Raw genomic sequence first — 19,777 nt, 5'->3', positions numbered from 1 at the left:
CATGAGTGTTTGGAGCGGCCGCGTCGACGCTGGCGAAGGTGATCTGGCGCGGCGCTGGCACCAACTGGCGCGGCCTTACGCCGCCGGGCTGGAGCCGGGCGTGGGCATCATCGGCTTTGTCAGCGATGAGGGCGTGCGCCGCAACCAGGGCCGCGTCGGCGCCGCCGCCGGTCCGGCGGCGATCCGCAAGGCGTTGGCCAATCTGGCTTGGCACCAGCCACTGCCGCTGTGCGATGCCGGCGACGTGGATTGCGCCGACGGCGACCTGGACGCCGCCCATATCCGCTTGGGCGAGCGGGTGCGCCAACTGCGCGTCGACGGCCACTTTCCGTTGGTGCTGGGCGGCGGCCACGAAACCGCCTACGGCACCTGGCGCGGACTGGCGGCCGCGCATCCGGACAAGGTGATAGGCATCGTCAATTTCGATGCTCATTTCGATATCCGCGAAGCGGTCGAAGCCACCTCTGGCACCCCGTTCGCCCAAATCGCCGCCGACTGCGCGCAGGCCGGCCGCCCCTTCCATTACCTGTGCTTGGGCGTGGCCGAGCCGTCCAATACCCAGGCGTTGTTCGCCCGCGCTCGCGCGCTCGGCGTCAAGTGGACGCTGGACAGCGATATGACGCTGGACACCCTGTCCACGGTGCGCAGCGCGATGATGGCCTTCGTCGACCAGGTGGACATCGTCTACCTGACCATAGACCTGGATGTATTACCCGCCAGCGTGATGCCGGCGGTTTCCGCCCCCGCCGCCATGGGGGTGGCGCTGCCCGTGGTCGAGGCCCTGGTCCGGCGCTTGGCCGAAAGCGGCAAATTGGCGGCCGCCGACCTGGTGGAACTGAACCCGGCCTTCGACATCGACAGCCACGGCGCCAAGACCGCCGCCCGGCTGGCATGGAGCATAGGCCGGCATCTGAAACAGGCTTGAACCCGTTCGTAGCGATAGCGTCATTCCCCGCCCGCCGGGCCACAACCGGCGGCGGGTTTACAAAGGAGAATACCGATGTCCGACCCGCGTTTTGATCCGACTCGCCACATCCGCGCGCCGCGCGGCAGCGAATTGACTTGCAAGAGCTGGCTGACCGAGGCCGCCTACCGCATGATCCAGAACAATCTGGACGCGGAAGTGGCCGAGCATCCGCAAAGCCTGGTGGTGTACGGCGGCATCGGCCGCGCCGCCCGCGACTGGCAGTGCTACGACACCATCCTGGACGTGCTCAAGCGTCTGGAGGACGACGAAACCCTGCTGGTGCAGTCCGGCAAGCCGGTGGGCGTGTTCAAGACCCACGCCGATGCGCCGCGGGTGTTGATCGCCAACTCCAACCTGGTGCCGCACTGGGCCAACTGGGAGCACTTCAACGAGCTGGATAAGAAGGGCCTGATGATGTACGGCCAGATGACGGCCGGCTCCTGGATCTACATCGGCTCGCAAGGCATTGTGCAGGGGACTTACGAAACCTTCTTCGCTGTCGCCAACCAGCATTTCGACGGCAAGCCGCAAGGCCGCTGGATTCTGACCGGCGGCCTGGGCGGCATGGGCGGCGCCCAGCCGCTGGCCGCCACCATGGCCGGCTTCAGCATGATCGCCGTCGAATGCGACGAAACCCGCATCGATTTCCGCCTGAAAACCCGCTATGTGGACCGCAAGGCCAAGACCCTGGACGAGGCGCTGGCCATCATCGACGAGGCCAAGCACAACGGCAAGGCGGTATCGGTGGGCTTGCTGGGCAACGCCGCCGACGTGTTCGCGGAACTGGTGGCGCGCGGCATCACCCCGGATGTGGTCACCGATCAGACCTCGGCCCACGACCCGGTGCATGGCTATCTGCCGCAGGGCTGGACCGTGGAGCAATGGCGCGCCAAGCAGAAGACCTCCGCAGGCGAAATCACCGCCGCCGCCAAGAAATCGATGGCGGTGCAGGTGCGCGCGATGCTGACTTTGCAAGAGCGCGGCGCCGCCACGCTGGACTACGGCAACAACATCCGCCAGATGGCGTTGGAAGAGGGCGTGGCCAATGCCTTCGACTTCCCCGGTTTCGTGCCCGCCTATGTGCGCCCGCTGTTCTGCGAAGGCATCGGCCCCTTCCGCTGGGTGGCGCTGTCCGGCGATCCGGAAGACATCTACAAGACCGACCAGAAGGTCAAGGAACTGATCCCCGACGATCCGCACTTGCATAACTGGCTGGACATGGCCAAGGAGCGCATCAGCTTCCAGGGCCTGCCGGCGCGCATCTGCTGGGTGGGCCTGAAAGACCGCGCCCGCCTGGGTCTGGCCTTCAACGAGATGGTCAAGAACGGCGAATTGAAAGCGCCCATCGTGATCGGCCGCGACCATCTGGACTCCGGCTCGGTGGCCTCGCCCAACCGCGAGACCGAGAGCATGAAGGACGGCTCCGATGCCGTGTCCGACTGGCCGCTGCTGAACGCCTTGCTCAACACCGCCGGCGGCGCCACCTGGGTATCGCTGCATCACGGCGGCGGCGTGGGCATGGGCTTCTCCCAGCACTCCGGCGTGGTCATCGTCTGCGACGGCAGCGACGCCGCGGCCCAGCGCGTGGGCCGCGTGCTGCGCAACGATCCGGGCACCGGGGTGATGCGTCACGCCGACGCCGGCTACGAGATCGCAGAGAACTGCGCAAGAGAGCAGGGCCTGGACCTGCCGATGCTGAAACGCTGAGCACCTGCGTGCGATCAGCTGCGCGTGGTGAGGCGTCGTAATACGGGGAGCTGCGCCGCGGAATGCTATGAACATTCCGCGGTGCCAGCCGCAACGCCTTGCCTCGTTTTAGCGTGAACATGTAGTGAAGAAGGCATACCGCCGCCGCGCGCACGCCGGCGGCGGGCTGTGGCGTCTAGGCGCTAGTCCGCCTGGACGCCGTCATCCCGACCGAACAAGCTGAATTCAAAACAAGCGGCGGGAGCAGTAAAGCGTGTTGCAAAGGAAAAAAACCAGTCATGTTGTCCTTGCCTGTCCACTGAGACGCACTGGCGCGTCCGCGCCTGTTGTCCGCGTGTTTCGTCATGGCCCGCCGCGCGTTCGCGCTGTGCGGCCTTGTGGTCCGCCGCCGCTGGCCCTACAGTTTGCCGGCGCTTGACTGACTGCGCAGCGAAACATGCCGGGCCGCGGGAGGCGGCGTAGCGGGCGCATCCGCGTCCGGCCGGCAAGCACAGCCATGCCAAGGAGGAGAGAGAGATGCAAACACAAACGCTGACGCGCGGCCTGTCCGCCCGTCACATCCGTTTCATGGCGCTGGGGTCGGCCATCGGCACCGGCTTGTTCTACGGTTCGGCGGCGGCGATACAGATGGCCGGTCCGGCGGTATTGCTGGCCTATTTGATCGGCGGCGCCGCCGTCTACATGGTGATGCGCGCGCTGGGCGAAATGGCGGTGCACAATCCGGTGGCCGGTTCCTTCGGCCATTACGCCACCAGCTATCTGGGACCCTTGGCCGGGGTGATCACCGGCTGGACCTATGCCTTCGAGATGATCATCGTCTGCCTGGCCGACGTGACCGCCTTCGGCATCTATATGAGCTTGTGGTTTCCGGAAGTGGACCGCTGGATCTGGGTGCTGAGCATCATCTTCTTCATCGGCGCCTTGAATCTGTGCAGCGTCAAGGTGTTCGGCGAGATGGAGTTCTGGCTGTCCATCGTCAAGGTGGGCGCCATCGTCGCGATGATACTCGGCGGCGTGGCCATCATCCTGTTCGGCTTCGGCAGCGCCGAGGCCAGCGGCCTGCACAATCTGTGGTCGCACGGCGGCTTCATGCCCAATGGCTGGGGCGGGGTGATCGCCTCGCTGGCGGTGGTGATGTTCGCCTTCGGCGGCATCGAGATCATCGGCATCTCCGCCGGCGAGGCGCAGAATCCGCAGCAGACCATTCCGCGCGCGATCAACGCGGTGCCGGTGCGCATTCTGCTGTTCTACGTGCTGACGCTGACGGTGCTGATGTCGATTTATCCGTGGCCGCAGATCGGCAGCCAGGGCAGCCCCTTCGTGCAGATCTTCGAGAGCCTGGGCATTCCCGCCGCCGCCCATATCCTGAACGCGGTGGTGATCTCGGCGGCGATCTCGGCGATCAACAGCGACATCTTCGGCGCCGGTCGCATGCTGTATGGCATGGCGCGCCAGGGTCAGGCGCCGCAGAGCTTCGCCAAGCTGTCGTCCAACGGCGTGCCGTGGATGACGGTGCTGGTGATGGCGGCCGCGCTGCTGGTGGGCGTGGTGCTGAATTACCTGATGCCCAAGGATGTGTTCCTGCTGATCGCGTCCATCGCCACCTTCGCCACGGTGTGGGTGTGGCTGATGATTCTGCTGGCCCAGGTGGCGATGCGCCGCAAGATGAGCAAGGAGGAAGCCGCGGAATTGAAGTTCCCGGTGCCGTTCTGGCCTTACGCGCCGCTGGCGGCGATTGGCTTCATGCTGTTCGTCATCGGCGTGCTCGGCTACTTCGAGGACACTCGCTCCGCGCTGCTGGTTGGCGCCGCTTGGGTGGCGCTGGTGGTGGCCGGCCACTTCCTGTGGAGCCGGGTGCTGGCGCCCGGCGCGGAGGCGGAGGCTCAGCGCGACGCCGCCTAAAGGCGCGCATCAACGTTTTTTGTCCGGCGGGCGCGGGCTCGCCGGAATACTCAAGCCGCTTGCCGGCAGGGCGCGATAACACAAGACCAGCGCTCACCGCGGCCAGCGGCGCTGCAAACGCTTTATGAAGGAGAGTATCAGATGGTATTGAACATTGTTCCCGGCACGCTCAGCCTGGCCGAACTGCGCCGCGTTTCACGTGAAACCAGCCTGCAACTGCAACTGGACCCGTCCAGCCATGCCGCCATCGACGCCTCCGCCGCCACCGTGGCGCGGGTGCTGTCCGAAGGCCGCACCGCCTACGGCATCAACACCGGTTTCGGCCTGTTGGCCAATACCCGCATCGCGCCGGAAGAGCTGGAGCTGCTGCAACGCTCCATCGTGCTGTCCCACGCCGCCGGCATCGGCGCGCCTATGGACGAGTCCACCGTGCGCCTGGTGATGGCCTTGAAGATCAACTCGCTGGCGCGCGGTTTTTCCGGCATCCGCCGGCTGGTGATCGAGGCGCTGATCACCTTATTCAACCAGCGCATCTACCCGGTGATCCCGCAGAAGGGCTCGGTGGGCGCGTCCGGCGATCTGGCGCCGCTGTCGCATATGAGCGCGGTGCTGATCGGCGAGGGCGAAGCCTTCGTCAACGGCACCCGCGTGCCGGGCGCGGTGGCGATGCGTTCCGCCGGCCTGGAGCCCATCACCCTGGCGCCCAAGGAAGGCCTGGCCTTGCTGAACGGCACCCAGGCGTCCACCGCCTTCGCGCTGGAAGGCCTGTTCGCCGCGGAAGACCTGTACGCCTCGGCCTCGGTGGCCGGCGCGCTGTCGGTGGAGGCCGCCTTGGGCAGTCGCACCCCGTTCGACGAGCGCATCCACGCGGTGCGCGGTCACGCCGGCCAGATCGACGCCGCCCGCGTTTACCGCAGCCTGTTGGAGCATAGCGAGATCGAGCATTCGCACGAAAACTGCGGCAAGGTGCAAGACCCGTATTCGCTGCGCTGTCAGCCGCAAGTGATGGGCGCCTGTCTGACCCAGATCCGCCAGGCCGCCGCGGTGCTGGTGGTGGAAGCCAACTCGGTGTCCGACAACCCGCTGGTGTTCGCCGCCGACAACGACATCCTGTCCGGCGGCAACTTCCACGCCGAGCCGGTGGCCTTCGCCGCCGACAACCTGGCGCTGGCGCTGGCCGAAATCGGTTCGCTGTCCGAACGCCGGATGGCGCTGCTGATCGACAGCAATCTGTCCAAGCTGCCGCCCTTCCTGGTCAATAACGGCGGGGTCAACTCCGGCTTCATGATCGCCCAGGTCACCGGCGCGGCCTTGGCTTCGGAAAACAAATCGCTGGCGCATCCGGCCTCGGTGGACAGCCTGCCCACCTCGGCCAACCAGGAAGACCATGTGTCGATGGCCACTTTCGCCGGCCGCCGTCTGCGCGACATGGCTGGCAACACCGCCGGCATCCTGGCGGTGGAACTGCTGGCCGCCTGCCAGGGCGTGGACTTCCGCGCGCCGCACAAGACCTCGGCCAAGCTGGAAGCGGCCAAGGCCGAATTGCGCGAACAGGTGAGCTTCTACGACAAGGACCGCTACTTCGCGCCGGATATCGAGAAAGCCGCCGCGCTGGTGGCCAGCGGTTCCTACAACCGCTTTGTCGAAGCCGGCCTGCTGCCGTCGCTGTAATCACGAGATCGCCAGCCGCCTCTGCACGGAGGCGGCTGGTGTTTTCGCCTCCGCGCGGGGTTTGACGCGCGGAACAGAATGAAGAACCAGCAGGCAATGATCTGTGGAGTTCGGGGATAGGAGCCCGGCGACGCCGGGACGCCAGACTATCGATGCGCCCGCCATTGACGGGCGCCGACGAGGAGATTCCCATGAATGCCGTGGTCTTAGCCGTGTTGGTGATGATGGCCTTGAGCCTGTCGCGGGTGCCGGTGGTGCTGGCCCTGATTCTTTCCGCCGCCATTGGCGGCATTTACGCAGGCATGTCGCCAGAGGCGGTGGTGCGAGCGTTCAACGGCGGCTTGGGCGCCGGCGCGCCGGTGGCGCTGGCCTATGCCACCCTGGGCGCTTTCGCCATCGCGCTGTCGCGCACCGGCATCGTGCAAGGCTTGTCGGGCCGGATCGTCGGCTACATCCAGAACGGAGGACACTCCGAGCGCATGCTGCGCGTGGTCAAGTGGAGCTTGCTGGCCTGTCTGGTGCTGGCCGGCTTCGCCTCGGGCACCGTCATCCCGGTGCATATCGCCTTCATTCCCATCCTGGTGCCGCCCTTGTTGCTGGTGATGAACCGGCTGCGACTGGACCGGCGCGCGGTGGCCTGCGCCATCACCTTCTCCATTACCGTGATGTATATGACGATGCCGATCGGTTTCGGCTCGATTTTCCTAAACGATATCCTGGTGGGCAACATCAATAAGGCCGGCGCGGCCAGCGGTTTTCAAGTCGGCTTGAGCGCGGCGCCGCTGGCGATGCTGATTCCGGCGTCGGGCATGGTGTTTGGCCTGGCGCTGGCCTTGCTGTTCAGTTACCGGCGGCCGCGGCATTACCAGGACGTCGCCGTGGCAGGCGGCGAGCGCGGCAGCGTCAAACTGGGGCTATGGCAGCGGGTATCGATTGGCGCGGCCTTGCTGCTGTCCCTGCTGGCGCAGCTGTGGACCGGCTCCATGGTGTTCGGCGGCCTGGTGGGCTTCGCCTTGATTTCCGGTTCCGGAGTGATGCGCTGGACCGAACTGGACAGCCATTTCACCCAGGGCATGCGCTTGATGGCCCAGGTGGGTTTCATCATGATCGCCGCCGCGGGCTTCGCCAGCGTGATGAACGCCAGCGGCGATGTCCAGTCGCTGGTCCGCTCCTCGGTGGACCTGATCGGCGACAATCGCGGGCTGGCCGCTTTCATGATGCTGCTGGTGGGGCTGTTGATCACCATGGGGATAGGCTCGTCCTTCTCCACCGTGCCCATCATCGCGTCCATCTATGTGCCGCTGGCCTTGGGTTTTGGGTTTTCCGAACTGGCCATCGTCTCCTTGGTCGGCACCGCCGCGGCGCTGGGCGACGCCGGCTCGCCGGCATCCGACTCCACGCTGGGGCCGACCGCCGGCCTGAACGCCGATGGCCAGCATGATCATATGTGGGGAACGGTGGTGCCCACCTTCCTGCACTTCAACCTGCCCTTGCTGGGCTTTGGCTGGATCGCCGCGATGCTGCTGTGAGGGCATGAAAAAGCCCCGCTGGGCGGGGCTTGATATGGGGAAGTGAGCCGGGTTTAGAACACCACCGGCTCGTCCGGACGCGCCGGCGCCGCAGATTGGCCGAAGATATCCTTCCAGCCGGTGTAGGCGGTCACGTACAGCACCGGGAACCACAGCAACAGGCCCAGGCCCAGCGGAATCATCGCGATGAAGGCCAGCACCGCCAGCATCAGACCGCTGACCAGCACCGCGCCCCAGTTGGCGAGGCCGGCCTGCAGGCTGGTGCGTATCGCCTGCCACGGACCCAGCTGCTGCAGCGTGACCAGCGCCGGCGCGAACCAGTAAGCCAGGCTGACCAGGAACACGGCCACGCCGCCGATGAAGGCGGCCAGCGCGATGGGGCCGGCGATCACTGGGATCGCATTGGGATCGCTCTTGCTGACGCTGATGCCCAGCACGCCCATCAGCAGGCCCAGCGCAATGCCGATGACGATCAGGATGGCCAGGTAGAGCATGCCCACATTGATCAGCGGCCGCAGCGCGGTCTTGAAGCCGGCGAACAGATCGCCCAGCTCCAGCTCCGCTCCTTGCTCGCTCTTTTTCGCCGCCAGGATGAAGCCGGCGGCGAACACCGGCGCCAGGAAGAAGGACAGCGGGCCGCCCAGCAGCGGGATCATGCTGACGATGAAGTTGATCACCAGATAAGCCAGCGCCAGCAGAATCCAGGTCAGCGGTTGCTGGCGGACAATGTAGAACGCTTCCACGATCCAGCGCCAGCCGCGGCTGAACGCGACTTTGCGCGGCATGGGCAGCGCGTCGAATGATTGCATCGAAATCTCCAAAAAGGTTTTGCCACTCGGGGTTGCGGCGCTCGCGCGCCATCAAGATGGACCCAGACTGACCATGATTCGCGTTCCGGGTTTCTTCGGAAGCGTGTTTGCCCTGCATTCTGCCCGTTTGTCATCGACAATGCCGGTCGCAGCGTCGACGACAGGTTTTTGATTCGAAATGCATTTTTGCCATTTGCGGCATTATCCGGCAAAACGGCGCTGTTCGGCGGTTTTTCGCGTCCGGCCATGCCGCCGCATTATTTTGCGCGGCGCGGCGGTTGCCGCCAATGGTGAAAATCAGCGATAATTCCATGATTTTGCGACGGTTGATCCATGCCGGAGGCATGTTTCGGATGGCGCTGCCGTCGTCCCGGTTTCCACACAAGTCTTGAGGTTTTCCCGAAATGGTCACCCGTACCGAGCTTGCCAACGCCATCCGCTTCCTGTCCATGGATGCCGTTGAAAAAGCCAAATCCGGTCACCCCGGCGCCCCGATGGGGATGGCAGACATCGCGGAAGTTTTGTGGCGCGATCACCTGAAACATAACCCGGCCAATCCCAACTGGCCAGACCGCGACCGCTTCGTACTGTCCAATGGTCACGGTTCCATGTTGATCTACAGCCTGTTGCACCTCTCCGGCTACGACCTCTCCATCGAAGACCTCAAGCAGTTCCGTCAGCTCCACTCCAAGACTCCCGGCCATCCCGAATACGGCTACGCTCCCGGCATTGAAACCACCACCGGCCCGCTGGGCCAGGGCATCACCAATGCGGTGGGCATGGCGCTGGCCGAGAAAATGCTGGCGGCGCAGTTCAACCGCGACGGCCATCAAATCGTCGACCACCACACCTATGCCTTCCTGGGCGACGGCTGCCTGATGGAAGGCATCAGCCACGAAGCCTGCTCGCTGGCCGGCACCTGGGGCCTGAACAAGCTGATCGCCTTCTGGGACGATAACGGCATCTCCATCGACGGCCACGTGGAAGGCTGGTTCACTGACGATACCCCGGCCCGCTTCGAAGCCTACGGCTGGCAGGTGATCAAGAACGTCAACGGCCACGACCCGGTGGAAGTGGCCACCGCCATCGCCACCGCCACCGCGCAGAAGGAAGGCGCGCGTCCGACGCTGATCTGCTGCAAGACCACCATCGGCTTTGGCGCGCCCACCAAGCAGGGCAGCCACGATTGCCACGGCTCGCCGCTGGGCGCGGCCGAAATCGCCGCTGCGCGCGAAGGCCTGAACTGGCCGCACGCGCCGTTCGAAATCCCGGCCGAGATCTACGCCGAGTGGAGCGCGCGCGACAAGGGCGCGCTGGCCGAGATCGAATGGAACAAGCGCTTTGACGCCTACCGCGCCGCCTTCCCGGAACTGGCCGCCGAATTCAGCCGCCGCATGAGCGGCGAACTGCCGGCCGGCTGGGAAGAGGCCAAGGCCGCCGCGCTGGCCAAGATCGCCGACGCCGCCCAGACCGTGGCCACCCGCAAGGCAAGCCAGATCGCGCTGGAAGCGCTGTCGCCGGTGCTGCCGGAATTCGTCGGCGGTTCCGCCGACCTGAGCGGCTCCAACCTGACCAACTGGTCCGGCTCCAAGTGGATAGACCACGACGGCCAGGGCAATTACATCAGCTACGGCGTGCGCGAGTTCGGCATGGCCGCCATCATGAACGGCATGACCCTGCACGGCGGCCTGCGTCCGTACGGCGGCACCTTCCTGATGTTCAGCGAATACGCGCGCAACGCCTTGCGCATGGCTTCGCTGATGAAGATCAACCCGATCTTCGTGTTCACCCACGATTCCATCGGCCTGGGCGAAGATGGCCCCACCCACCAGCCGGTGGAGCAAGTGGCCACGTTGCGCTACATCCCCAACCACCACACCTGGCGTCCGTGCGACACCGCCGAAACCGCGGCGGCCTGGGCGCACGCCGTCGAGCAGAAGACCACGCCGAGCAGCATGGTGCTGAGCCGCCAGAATCTGCCCTTCGTCGCCCGCGACGCGGCGCAGCTGGCCGCGATCCAGAAGGGCGGCTATGTGCTGCGCGACGCCGCCGGCGCCCGCGCGGTGCTGATCGCCACCGGTTCCGAAGTGGAACTGGCGCTGAAGGCGCAGGACGCGCTGGCGGCGGAAGGCATCGCCGTGCGCGTGGTGTCGATGCCGTGCACCAATGTGTTCGACCGGCAGGACAAGGCCTGGCGCGACAGCGTGCTGCCGGCCGGCCTGCCGCGGCTGGCGATCGAAGCCGGCCATCCGGACTTCTGGCGCAAATACGTGGGCCTGGACGGCGACGTGGTCGGCATCGATCACTTCGGCGAATCCGCCCCGGCGCCGCAGCTGTTCCAGGCCTTCGGCTTCACCGTCGACAATGTAGTGGCCAAGACCAAAGCGCTGCTGTGATGTAAAGACAGGCCATTGCGAAAGCAATGGCCTTTTGTTCGCCGTTTCATGTAGTGGACGCACTACACAACACGCGGAGCGCCGGCCGGGAAACCGGGCGCTCCGGATCGTCCTCCAGGAGATTTAGAAGCATGACTATCCGCATCGCCATCAATGGTTACGGCCGCATCGGCCGCCAGGTACTGCGCGCCATCTACGAAAACCAGCTGCATGACGATTTCAAGGTAGTGGCCGTCAACGCCACCGGCGATCTCAACATCAATGCCCACCTGACCAAGTTCGACACCGTGCACGGCCGCTTCCCCGGCGAGGTCGAGCAGGACGACGCCCACCTGATCCTGAACGGCGACAAAATCCCGTTCTTCAGCACCCGCAACCCGGCGGAACTGCCGTGGAAGGCATTGGACGTGGACCTGGTGCTGGAATGCACCGGCGCCTTCACCAGCAAGGAAAAGTGCCAGGCCCACCTGGACGCCGGCGCCAAGAAGGTGCTGATTTCCGCGCCGGGCGGCGACGATGTCGACGCCACCATCGTTTACGGCGTCAACCACGACGTGCTGAAGCCGGAAATGACCGTGGTGTCCAACGCCAGCTGCACCACCAACTGCCTGGCCCCGGTGGCCAAGGCGCTGCATCAGGCCATCGGCATCAAGAAAGGCCTGATGACCACCATCCACGCCTTCACCAACGACCAGGTGCTGACCGACGTCAAGCACAAGGACCTGCGCCGCGCCCGCTCCGCCACCGACAATATGATTCCGACCAAGACCGGCGCGGCCAAGGCCGTCGGCCTGGTGCTGCCGGAACTGAAGGGCAAGCTGGACGGCTTCTCGGTGCGCGTGCCCACCATCAATGTGTCGCTGGTGGACCTGACTTTCAGCGCCGCGCGCGACACCACCAAGGACGAGGTCAACGACATCCTGAAGGAAGCGTCCAACGGTGCGATGAAGGGCATCCTGGGCTACAACACCCTGCCGCTGGTGTCCGGCGACTTCAATCACACCGAGGAAGCCTCCACCTTCGATTCCACGCTGACCAAGGTGACTGGCGGCAATATGGTGAAAGTGCTGGCCTGGTACGACAATGAATGGGGTTTCAGCTGCCAGATGCTGCGCACCGCGCGCGCGATGTTTGCTTGCTGATGAGGAAGTGATCCAGGAAATCCGGGCCGGCAGCGTGCTGCCGGCCCGGATTTTTTTGCGTCCGCTAGCGCGGGCGCTACATCCACCGGCATTTGATTGGTGTTAAGGTAGGGCCGTTTTTTTGGCATACACTGGCCGGGCGATCGCCGATATCGCCCCCGCTGAACCCGCCGCCACAGGAGAGCAGCATGCGACAAAACCAAGCACTGTCCCGCCCGGAAAAATGGGTCCGGCTGGCCTCCTGGCTGGTGGCCTTGGTGTTCGCCGGCTTTCTGTCCAATCTGGGCGAATTGGTGATCCGCGATCTGTTCTACGTGCCGAATGGCGGCCCGCCGCAGCTGGAAACGCTGCAACAGCAGGCCGGCATCGAGCCGCTGCGGCAGCGGCAGCAGGTTTTGCAGCGTCAGAACGACGCGCAGCGCGCCCAGTTGGAAAACCTCGGCGCCACCCGCGAGCAGCTGGAGCGCAATTACCAGACTCAGCGCAAGGGCCTGGCCAACTGGCTGGCCAGCCGCGCCACCAGCGCCGATCCGCAGCAAAGCGCCGAAGTCAGCCGCCGCACCCGGGAACTGGACGCCTTGCAGGCGCAGATCCTGCAATGGCAGCAGAAGGAAGACCGGGCGAGCGACGGCCTGCGCGCGCTGGAGCGGAGCCGGCAAACGCTGCAAGAAGAGATCGCCAAGGTGGAGACTGTCGCCCAGGACCGTTACCAGCAGGCCTACCAGCGTTTCGAATTGAAAGTGTTCCTGCTGCGGCTGGCGGTGATCCTGCCGTTGCTGTTGCTGGCGGTATGGCTGTTCAGCCGTTATCGGACGCATCGTTACTGGTTCTTCGTTTACGGCTTCGGCCTGTTCGCGCTGTTTGCCTTCTTCGTCGAACTGCTGCCCTATCTGCCCAATTTCGGCGGCTATGTGCGGCTGGCGGTGGGCATCGCGCTGACGGTGTTCGCCGGCCTGCGCATGATCCAGGCCTTCCAGCGCTATGCCGAGAAAAAGCGCGCCGAACTGCAGCAAAGCCAGAGCGAGCGCGCGCGCCACGTGGCCTACGCCCAGGCCCTGGGCGCCTACCAGAAGAAAACTTGCCCGTCCTGCGACCATCAATACAATATTGCCGGCGACGACGCCGATTACTGCGTGCATTGCGGCCTGCAGCTGTTCCGCGGCTGCGACTGCGGCGCGCGCAATTTCGCCTTTTTTCCGTACTGCAAAAAATGCGGCCGCCCCGGCGCCAAGCCGGAGCCTGCGCCGATGAATCAATCGACAAGCGAATCCAAACCCGAGCGAGCGAACGATGAAATTCAATAAACTTTCCGAACAGGCCCTGGCCGGCAAGCGCGTGCTGATCCGCGTGGACATGAACGTGCCGGTGAAAAACGGCGTTATCGGCGACGACACCCGCATCCGCGCCAGCCTGCCGTCCATCGAACTGTGCCTGAAGGCCGGCGCCGGCGTGATCCTGATGACCCATCTGGGCCGCCCCACCGAGGGCGAACCCAAGCCGGAAGACAGCCTGGCGCCGGTGGTGGAGCGCCTGTCCAGCCTGCTGGGCAAGCCGGTGCGCCTGGTGGCGGACTGGCAGTCCGGTTTCAGCGTGGCGCCCGGCGAAGTGGCGATGCTGGAAAACGTGCGCCTGAACAAGGGCGAGAAAAAGAACAACGCCGATCTGGGCCGCGCTTACGCCGCCTTGTGCGATGTGTTCGTCAACGATGCCTTCGGCACTGCCCACCGCGCCGAAGCCTCCACCCACGCGGTGGCCCAGTTCGCGCCGGCCGCCTGCGCCGGCGTGCTGCTCTCCGCGGAGCTGGAAGCGCTGGGCAAGGCCTTGCAAGCGCCGGCGCGGCCGCTGGTGGCCATTGTCGCCGGCTCCAAGGTGTCGACCAAGCTGACCATTCTGGAATCGCTGGCCGACAAGGTGGACCAGTTGATCGTCGGCGGGGGCATCGCCAACACCTTCCTGCTGGCCGAGGGCAAGGCCATCGGCAAATCGTTGGCCGAGGCCGAATTGGTGGACGAGGCCAAAAAGGTGATCGCCAAGATCCGCGCCCGCGGCGGCGACGTGCCGCTGCCGGCTGACGTGGTCTGCGCCAAGGAGTTCGCCGAAACCGCCGCCGCCGTCACCAAGAGCGCGGCGGAGGTGGAGGCCGACGACATGATTCTGGACATCGGCCCGGATTCCGCGCAGGCCTTGGCCGCCATCATCGCCAAGGCCGGCACCGTGGTGTGGAACGGCCCGGTGGGCGTGTTCGAGTTCGAGCAGTTCGGCGGCGGCACCAAGACCCTGGCCCAGGCCATCGCGGCCTCGTCGGCCTTCTCCATCGCCGGCGGCGGCGACACCCTGGCGGCGATCGCCAAGTACGGCATCACCGACGATATCAGCTACATTTCCACCGGCGGCGGCGCCTTCCTGGAATTCCTGGAAGGCAAGGAGTTGCCGGCGGTGGCGATCCTGGCCGAGCGCGCCGGCTGAGAATGGGGAAAAAGGCTATCGGGATGAATGGCTTGCGTTACACTGCCTAATTCAACGCCGTTGCATCCCGATGGCCCACCCGCCGGAGATATCCATGTCGCTCAATACCTGGTTGCTGTTCGTCACCACCGTGTTTTTCGTCTCGGCCACGCCCGGCCCCAATATGCTGCTGGCGATGACCCACGGCATCCATTACGGGGTGCGGCGCACGCTGATGACTTGTTTTGGCCTGATGACGGCGCTGGGTTTGATCATGTTCGGCTCCGCCGCCGGGTTGGGCGCGCTGCTGGCCACCTCCGAACTGCTGTTTTCCTTGGTAAAATACGCCGGCGCCGCGTATTTGATCTATCTGGGGATCAAGACCTGGCGTAGCCAGCCGCAGCCGGTGGAGGAAATCCGCGAGGTGGCGACCGGCAAACACACGCCCTGGGGCATGTTCCGCACCGGCTTTCTGGTGGCGATGAGCAATCCCAAGGCCTTTATCTTTTTTACCGCGCTGTTCCCGCAGTTCATGAACGCGCAGCAGCCGCAGGGGCCGCAGCTGGCGATCCTGGCGGCGACGTTTTACGTGATCGAGGCGTCGTGGCAGCTGGCTTACGCCGGCGGCGGCGCGCGTTTGGCCGGCTGGCTGAACAGCGCGCGGCGCCTCAAGCTGGTCAACAAGGTATCCGGCGGCGCTTTCGTCGGCGCCGGCCTGTTGTTGTCCAGCGTGTCCAGACACTGAATTGATGAATTCGCCTCGGGCCGCCGCGCGGTCCGGGCGCCAACCATGCTCCGCCCCGGCGGAGCAGTTTGCGGAGATTGAACACCATGGCTCTCGTTTCCATGCGTCAGCTGCTGGACCACGCAGCGGAATTCGGCTACGGCCTGCCGGCCTTCAACGTCAACAACCTGGAGCAGATGCGCGCCATCATGGAGGCCGCCGACAAGGTGGACGCCCCGGTGATCGTGCAGGCCTCCGCCGGCGCGCGCAAATACGCCGGCGCGCCCTTCCTGCGCCACATGATCCTGGCCGCGGTGGAAGAATTCCCGCACATCCCGGTGGTGATGCACCAGGACCACGGCACCAGCCCGGACGTATGCCAGCGCTCGATCCAGCTCGGCTTCTCCTCGGTGATGATGGACGGCTCGCTGAAGAGCGACGGCAAGACCCCGGCCGATTATGCCTACAACGTCGACGTCACTCGCACCGTGGTCAACTTCGCCCACGCCTGCGGCGTGTCGGTGGAAGGCGAGATCGGCTGCCTGGGCAGCCTGGAAACCGGCATGGCCGGCGAAGAGGACGGCGTGGGCGCCGAAGGCGTGCTCGACCACAGCCAGCTGCTGACCGATCCGGAAGAAGCCGCCCAGTTCGTCAAGGACACCGGCGTGGACGCGTTGGCGATCGCCATCGGCACCAGCCACGGCGCTTACAAGTTCAGCAAGAAGCCCACCGGCGACGTGCTGCGCATCGACCGCATCAAGGAAATCCACGCGCGCATCCCCAATACCCACCTGGTGATGCACGGCTCCTCCAGCGTGCCGCAGGAATGGCTGCAGATCATCAACGAGTTCGGCGGCGATCTGGGCGAAACCTACGGCGTGCCGGTGGAAGAGATCGTGGAAGGCATCAAGCACGGCGTGCGCAAGGTCAATATCGACACCGACCTGCGCCTGGCCTCCACTGGCGCGATCCGCCGCTTCCTGGCGCAGCACCCGGCCGAGTTCGATCCGCGCAAATATCTGAAAGTGTCCACCGACGCGATGCGCGACATCTGTATCGCCCGCTACGAGGCCTTCGGCTCCGCCGGTCAGGCCAGCAAGATCAAGGCGATCAACCTGGACACCATGGCCAATAAATACCTGAAGGGCGAACTGGCGCAGATCGTTAAGTAAAGATCCGCTGCTTTTCCCCTACGAGCCCGCCGCGTGCGGGCTTTTTTGCGGACAGGCCTAGCCACCTTGACGTATTGGAGGCCCGGCGCGGATTGCTTACACTGCGGTATCCGCTCAATTGTGAACAGAGGCAGGCGATGAAACTGAGTCTTTTGTATTTTGCCCGCTTGCGGGACGAATTCGGTCTGGAGAGCGAACACCTGGACAGCGAGGCGGCCACAGTGGCGGACTTGCTGGTGGAACTGCGGCTGCGCGGCGAGGCCTGGACGCGGGAATTGGCCGCGGACCGGGTGTTCCGCGTGGCGGTGAACCAGCAAATGGCGCGGCTGGACACGGTGTTGAAGGATGGCGACGAAGTGGCGGTGTTCCCGCCGGTGACCGGAGGTTGAGCATGGAGCCGTTCACGGTGCGGGTGCAGCCGCAACGCTTCAACACCGGCGTCGAGATCGACGCCTTGTCCGGCAATCCGGCCTGCGGCGCGGTGGTCAGCTTCAGCGGCCTGGTGCGCGATTACGGCGACAGCCGCGATGTGACCGCGCTGGAGCTGGAGCATTATCCGGGCATGACCGAGAAGGCGCTGGCCGCCATCGTGGAAGAAGCGCGCCGGCGCTGGCCGCTGCAGGCGGCCACATTGATACACCGTATCGGCCGGCTGGCGTTGGGCGAGCCCATCGTGCTGGTGGTGGTGGCCAGCAGCCACCGCCGCGACGCCTTCGCCGCCGCCGAATTCCTGATGGACTACCTGAAGCAGGACGCGCCGTTCTGGAAGAAGGAAATCCTGGCCGACGGCAGCGAGCGCTGGGTGGAGGCCAAGCACAGCGACGCCCAGGCGGCGGAACGCTGGCAATGAGCCATCAGGCGCTGATCCTGGCCGGCGGCCGAGCCACGCGCATGGGCGGCGCCGACAAGGGCCTGGTGGCGCTGTCGGGCAGGCCGCTGCTGGCGCACGCCTTGTCCGCCTTGTCCGCGCAGCTGCCGGCGCCGGCGCGGGTGTGGATCTCGGCCAATCGCAATCTGGAGGTGTACGCCGGTTTCGGCTGCCCGCTGCTGCAAGACTCGCTGCCGGATTTCCCCGGTCCATTGGCCGGGGTGCTGGCGGCCTTGCAGCGGGACGACGGCGCGGTTTGGCTGGTGATGCCCTGCGACGCGGTGCGGCTGCCAGCCGATTTCTCGCGCCGCTTGCTGGCGGCGCTGGCGGATGGCCGTCAGGCGGCCAGCGCGCGCGACCGCGACGGTTGGCACCCCAGCCTGCTGGCGCTAGCGCCCGGCCTCAGCGCCGGACTGGCCGCCTACCTGGCCGGCGGCGGCCGCTCGATTCGCGGCTGGCTGGCCGGCCTGGATCATGTCGAAGTCGAGTTCGACTACGCTTTTCCCAATCTCAACACCCCCGACGCGCTGGCGGCGTTGCAGGCGCAGCCGCGCGCCGATTGAGGGCGGTGAGTCAGTTTGCTTCGTATCACGAAAGTTTTAATTCTTTGTCATTTTTGTTTGCTATAGTGCGCGCGATCGGAACGCCGCTCGATGTCCATGGCAGTGGGCGCGGCGTCTCCTCCATCGCTGGCGGCCGGCGGGTCGCGGCGGCATACAAGACTAAGGATGGGTTTCGTGAAACTGAAGACTGCAAGCTTGTGCCTGGCCTTGAGCCTGGCGCTGTTCGGTTGTTCCTCCGGTTCCGGCGGCTGGGCGCCCGGCGACCAGAATTCCGGCGTGTCGCGGCAACCGGTGGCGGTGAAGATGATCGCCTTCAACGATTTCCACGGCAATCTGGAAATGCCCGGCCAATTGACGGTGCCGGACCCGGCCAACCCGGGCAAGACCATCAAGGTCAACGCCGGCGGCGTCGATTACCTGGCGGCCTGGGTGCAGGCGCTGCGCGCCAAGTCGCCCAATAGCGTGGTGGTGTCGGCTGGCGATCTGATCGGCGCCAGCCCGCTGGTGTCCGGCCTGTTTCACGACGAACCCACCATCGAGGCGATGAACCTGCTGGGCCTGGACCTCAACGCCGTCGGCAACCACGAGTTCGACGACGGCCAGCAGGAACTGCTGCGCATGCAGAACGGCGGCTGCAAGGCCGACGCGCCCACCACCTCCTGCCAGAACGGCAAGTTCGTTGGCGCCAAATTCAAATTCCTGGCCGCCAACGTCAAAAAAAGCGATGGCGGCACGCTGCTGCCGGCTTACGAGATCAAGAAGTTCGGCGGCATCCCGGTAGCCTTCATCGGCATGACGCTGAAGGGCACGCCGGAGATCGTGTCGCCGGACGGCATCAAGGGCTTGAGCTTCCAGGATGAGGCGGCCACGGTGAACCAGCTGATCCCGCAGCTGAAACGGCAGGGCGTTTCAGCCGTGGTGGTGGTGGTGCACGAGGGCGGCTACCAGAGCGGCGGCTTCAATGATTGCAACGGCGTGTCCGGCGCGATTGTCGACATCGTCAAGAAGCTGGACAAGGCGGTGAAGCTGGTGGTCACCGGCCACACCCACCAGGCTTACAACTGCGTGATCGACGGTCGCCAGGTGACCAGTGCCAAGAACTACGGCCAGTTGTTCACCGAGATCGACTTCGTGCTGGACCCGGCCACCCGCGACATCAAGCCCGGCACGATACAGGCGCAGAACCGGGTGGTGAGCCAGGACATCGCGCCGCTGGCCTCGGTCAGCAATCTGATCAAGCTGTACAAGGACCTGGTGGCGCCGGTGGCCAACCGCGTGGCGGGCCAGGCGGCGGGCACCTTGGATCGTAGCGCGTCGCCGGCCGGCGAAACCGCGCTGGGCGATGTGGTGGCCGACGCGCAACTGGCGGCCGGCGCCGCCCAGGGCGCGGTGGTGGCCTTCATGAATCCGGACGGCGTGCGCGCCGACATCATTCCCGGCGCCGGCGGCAACGTTACCTACAATCAACTGTTCACCACCCAGCCCTTCGGCAATGTGATGACCACGCTGACCTTGACCGGCGCGCAGATAGACCAATTGCTGGAACAGCAGTGGAGCGATCCGACCCGGGCCAAGATCCTGCAAGTGTCCCAGGGCTTCAGCTATAGCTGGAGCCAGTCGGCGCCGGCGGGCAGCAAGGTGGATATCGGCAGCATCAAGATCAACGGCATCGCCATCGATCCGCAGCAAAGCTACCGGGTGCAGGTCAACAACTTCATCGCCGGCGGCGGCGATGGCTTCACCGTGTTGACCCAGGGCAGCAACCGGGTTGGCGGCAAGGTGGACGTGGATGTGCTGGAGAGCTATTTCGCCAGCGCGTCGCCGGTGGCGGTGCCGGCGCTGAACCGCATTACGCGGCTGCCCTGATGTTTGTTCCGGCGCG

General features: G+C 65.3%; 17 protein-coding genes. 15 read left to right on the top strand and 2 right to left on the bottom strand.

Annotation, left to right across the window (positions count from 1 at the left end):
- Position 1 precedes the first annotated feature (1 nt).
- From hutG to LQT98_RS03620, 5 genes are all read left to right on the top strand, one after another.
- On the top strand, positions 2–925 hold the full coding sequence (gene hutG, locus LQT98_RS03640; protein WP_231461149.1) for a formimidoylglutamase: 924 nt from the start codon (positions 2–4) through the stop codon (positions 923–925).
- A gap of 75 nt (positions 926–1,000) precedes the next feature.
- Positions 1,001–2,674 (top strand): urocanate hydratase, encoded by a 1,674-nt coding sequence (gene hutU / locus LQT98_RS03635; RefSeq protein ID WP_231461148.1) that lies wholly within the window; start codon positions 1,001–1,003, stop codon positions 2,672–2,674.
- 516 nt (positions 2,675–3,190) lie between these two features.
- Positions 3,191–4,576, top strand: a complete 1,386-nt coding sequence (locus LQT98_RS03630; RefSeq protein WP_048408497.1) for an amino acid permease — start codon at positions 3,191–3,193, stop codon at positions 4,574–4,576.
- Positions 4,577–4,717: 141 nt separating this feature from the next.
- A complete protein-coding gene (gene hutH / locus LQT98_RS03625) occupies positions 4,718–6,247 on the top strand; it encodes a histidine ammonia-lyase (RefSeq protein ID WP_231461147.1) in 1,530 nt (509 codons plus the stop codon).
- Between the two features lie 191 nt (positions 6,248–6,438).
- On the top strand, positions 6,439–7,776 hold the full coding sequence (locus LQT98_RS03620; RefSeq protein ID WP_231461146.1) for a Na+/H+ antiporter family protein: 1,338 nt from the start codon (positions 6,439–6,441) through the stop codon (positions 7,774–7,776).
- A gap of 53 nt (positions 7,777–7,829) precedes the next feature.
- On the opposite strand, the gene LQT98_RS03615 is transcribed toward LQT98_RS03620, so the two are convergent.
- Together LQT98_RS03615 and LQT98_RS03610 are read right to left on the bottom strand one after the other, a co-directional pair.
- A complete protein-coding gene (locus LQT98_RS03615; protein ID WP_048408494.1) occupies positions 7,830–8,585 on the bottom strand; it encodes a BPSS1780 family membrane protein in 756 nt (251 codons plus the stop codon).
- Between the two features lie 130 nt (positions 8,586–8,715).
- Complete coding sequence (locus LQT98_RS03610) at positions 8,716–9,021, bottom strand: hypothetical protein (RefSeq protein WP_156183735.1); 306 nt, start codon at positions 9,019–9,021, stop codon at positions 8,716–8,718.
- Between LQT98_RS03610 and tkt the strand changes: the two genes are divergently transcribed.
- The 10 genes from tkt to LQT98_RS03560 all read left to right on the top strand — a co-directional run bounded on the left by tkt (position 8,990) and on the right by LQT98_RS03560 (position 19,761).
- Positions 8,990–10,981, top strand: coding sequence for a transketolase (gene tkt / locus LQT98_RS03605; protein WP_231461145.1), 1,992 nt, complete (start codon positions 8,990–8,992; stop codon positions 10,979–10,981). The genes LQT98_RS03610 and tkt overlap by 32 nt on opposite strands.
- Positions 10,982–11,112: 131 nt before the next feature.
- Positions 11,113–12,123 (top strand): type I glyceraldehyde-3-phosphate dehydrogenase, encoded by a 1,011-nt coding sequence (gene gap, locus LQT98_RS03600; RefSeq protein ID WP_048408492.1) that lies wholly within the window; start codon positions 11,113–11,115, stop codon positions 12,121–12,123.
- 188 nt (positions 12,124–12,311) lie between these two features.
- On the top strand, positions 12,312–13,427 hold the full coding sequence (locus tag LQT98_RS03595; RefSeq protein ID WP_231461144.1) for a zinc ribbon domain-containing protein: 1,116 nt from the start codon (positions 12,312–12,314) through the stop codon (positions 13,425–13,427).
- On the top strand, positions 13,414–14,589 hold the full coding sequence (locus tag LQT98_RS03590) for a phosphoglycerate kinase (protein WP_231461143.1): 1,176 nt from the start codon (positions 13,414–13,416) through the stop codon (positions 14,587–14,589). Before LQT98_RS03595 ends, LQT98_RS03590 begins: the two co-directional genes overlap by 14 nt.
- Before the next feature lie 94 nt (positions 14,590–14,683).
- A complete protein-coding gene (locus tag LQT98_RS03585) occupies positions 14,684–15,313 on the top strand; it encodes a LysE family translocator (RefSeq protein ID WP_231461142.1) in 630 nt (209 codons plus the stop codon).
- 86 nt (positions 15,314–15,399) lie between these two features.
- Positions 15,400–16,464 carry a class II fructose-bisphosphate aldolase gene (gene fba / locus LQT98_RS03580; protein WP_048408488.1) on the top strand — a complete coding sequence of 355 codons (1,065 nt, stop codon included), beginning with the start codon at positions 15,400–15,402 and terminating at the stop codon, positions 16,462–16,464.
- Positions 16,465–16,601: 137 nt separating this feature from the next.
- Complete coding sequence (gene moaD / locus LQT98_RS03575; RefSeq protein ID WP_048408487.1) at positions 16,602–16,853, top strand: molybdopterin converting factor subunit 1; 252 nt, start codon at positions 16,602–16,604, stop codon at positions 16,851–16,853.
- Between the two features lie 2 nt (positions 16,854–16,855).
- Positions 16,856–17,314, top strand: a complete 459-nt coding sequence (gene moaE, locus LQT98_RS03570) for a molybdopterin synthase catalytic subunit MoaE (RefSeq protein WP_231461141.1) — start codon at positions 16,856–16,858, stop codon at positions 17,312–17,314.
- Positions 17,311–17,895, top strand: a complete 585-nt coding sequence (gene mobA, locus LQT98_RS03565) for a molybdenum cofactor guanylyltransferase MobA (RefSeq protein WP_231461140.1) — start codon at positions 17,311–17,313, stop codon at positions 17,893–17,895. Before moaE ends, mobA begins: the two co-directional genes overlap by 4 nt.
- A gap of 174 nt (positions 17,896–18,069) precedes the next feature.
- Complete coding sequence (locus tag LQT98_RS03560; RefSeq protein ID WP_231461139.1) at positions 18,070–19,761, top strand: bifunctional metallophosphatase/5'-nucleotidase; 1,692 nt, start codon at positions 18,070–18,072, stop codon at positions 19,759–19,761.
- The last annotated feature ends 16 nt before the right edge of the window (positions 19,762–19,777 follow it).

Source organism: Chromobacterium aquaticum (assembly GCF_021129195.1).
Classification (GTDB): Bacteria; Pseudomonadota; Gammaproteobacteria; order Burkholderiales; family Chromobacteriaceae; genus Chromobacterium; species Chromobacterium aquaticum.
Note: the sequence above shows the minus strand (reverse complement) of the source record. Positions and strands in the feature narration are given on the sequence as shown.

Bases quoted from the DNA above. Each gene is read 5' to 3' on its own strand.
- LQT98_RS03615 (WP_048408494.1), bottom strand. From the start codon at position 8,585: ATGCAATCATTCGACGCGCTGCCCATGCCGCGCAAAGTCGCGTTCAGC.
- tkt (WP_231461145.1), top strand. From the start codon at position 8,990: ATGGTCACCCGTACCGAGCTTGCCAACGCCATCCGCTTCCTGTCCATG.
- LQT98_RS03595 (WP_231461144.1), top strand. From the start codon at position 12,312: ATGCGACAAAACCAAGCACTGTCCCGCCCGGAAAAATGGGTCCGGCTG.
- hutU (WP_231461148.1), top strand. From the start codon at position 1,001: ATGTCCGACCCGCGTTTTGATCCGACTCGCCACATCCGCGCGCCGCGC.
- mobA (WP_231461140.1), top strand. From the start codon at position 17,311: ATGAGCCATCAGGCGCTGATCCTGGCCGGCGGCCGAGCCACGCGCATG.
- LQT98_RS03620 (WP_231461146.1), top strand. From the start codon at position 6,439: ATGAATGCCGTGGTCTTAGCCGTGTTGGTGATGATGGCCTTGAGCCTG.
- LQT98_RS03590 (WP_231461143.1), top strand. From the start codon at position 13,414: ATGAAATTCAATAAACTTTCCGAACAGGCCCTGGCCGGCAAGCGCGTG.
- hutH (WP_231461147.1), top strand. From the start codon at position 4,718: ATGGTATTGAACATTGTTCCCGGCACGCTCAGCCTGGCCGAACTGCGC.
- hutG (WP_231461149.1), top strand. From the start codon at position 2: ATGAGTGTTTGGAGCGGCCGCGTCGACGCTGGCGAAGGTGATCTGGCG.
- LQT98_RS03610 (WP_156183735.1), bottom strand. From the start codon at position 9,021: ATGGCGTTGGCAAGCTCGGTACGGGTGACCATTTCGGGAAAACCTCAA.
- gap (WP_048408492.1), top strand. From the start codon at position 11,113: ATGACTATCCGCATCGCCATCAATGGTTACGGCCGCATCGGCCGCCAG.
- fba (WP_048408488.1), top strand. From the start codon at position 15,400: ATGGCTCTCGTTTCCATGCGTCAGCTGCTGGACCACGCAGCGGAATTC.
- moaD (WP_048408487.1), top strand. From the start codon at position 16,602: ATGAAACTGAGTCTTTTGTATTTTGCCCGCTTGCGGGACGAATTCGGT.
- LQT98_RS03585 (WP_231461142.1), top strand. From the start codon at position 14,684: ATGTCGCTCAATACCTGGTTGCTGTTCGTCACCACCGTGTTTTTCGTC.
- LQT98_RS03630 (WP_048408497.1), top strand. From the start codon at position 3,191: ATGCAAACACAAACGCTGACGCGCGGCCTGTCCGCCCGTCACATCCGT.
- moaE (WP_231461141.1), top strand. From the start codon at position 16,856: ATGGAGCCGTTCACGGTGCGGGTGCAGCCGCAACGCTTCAACACCGGC.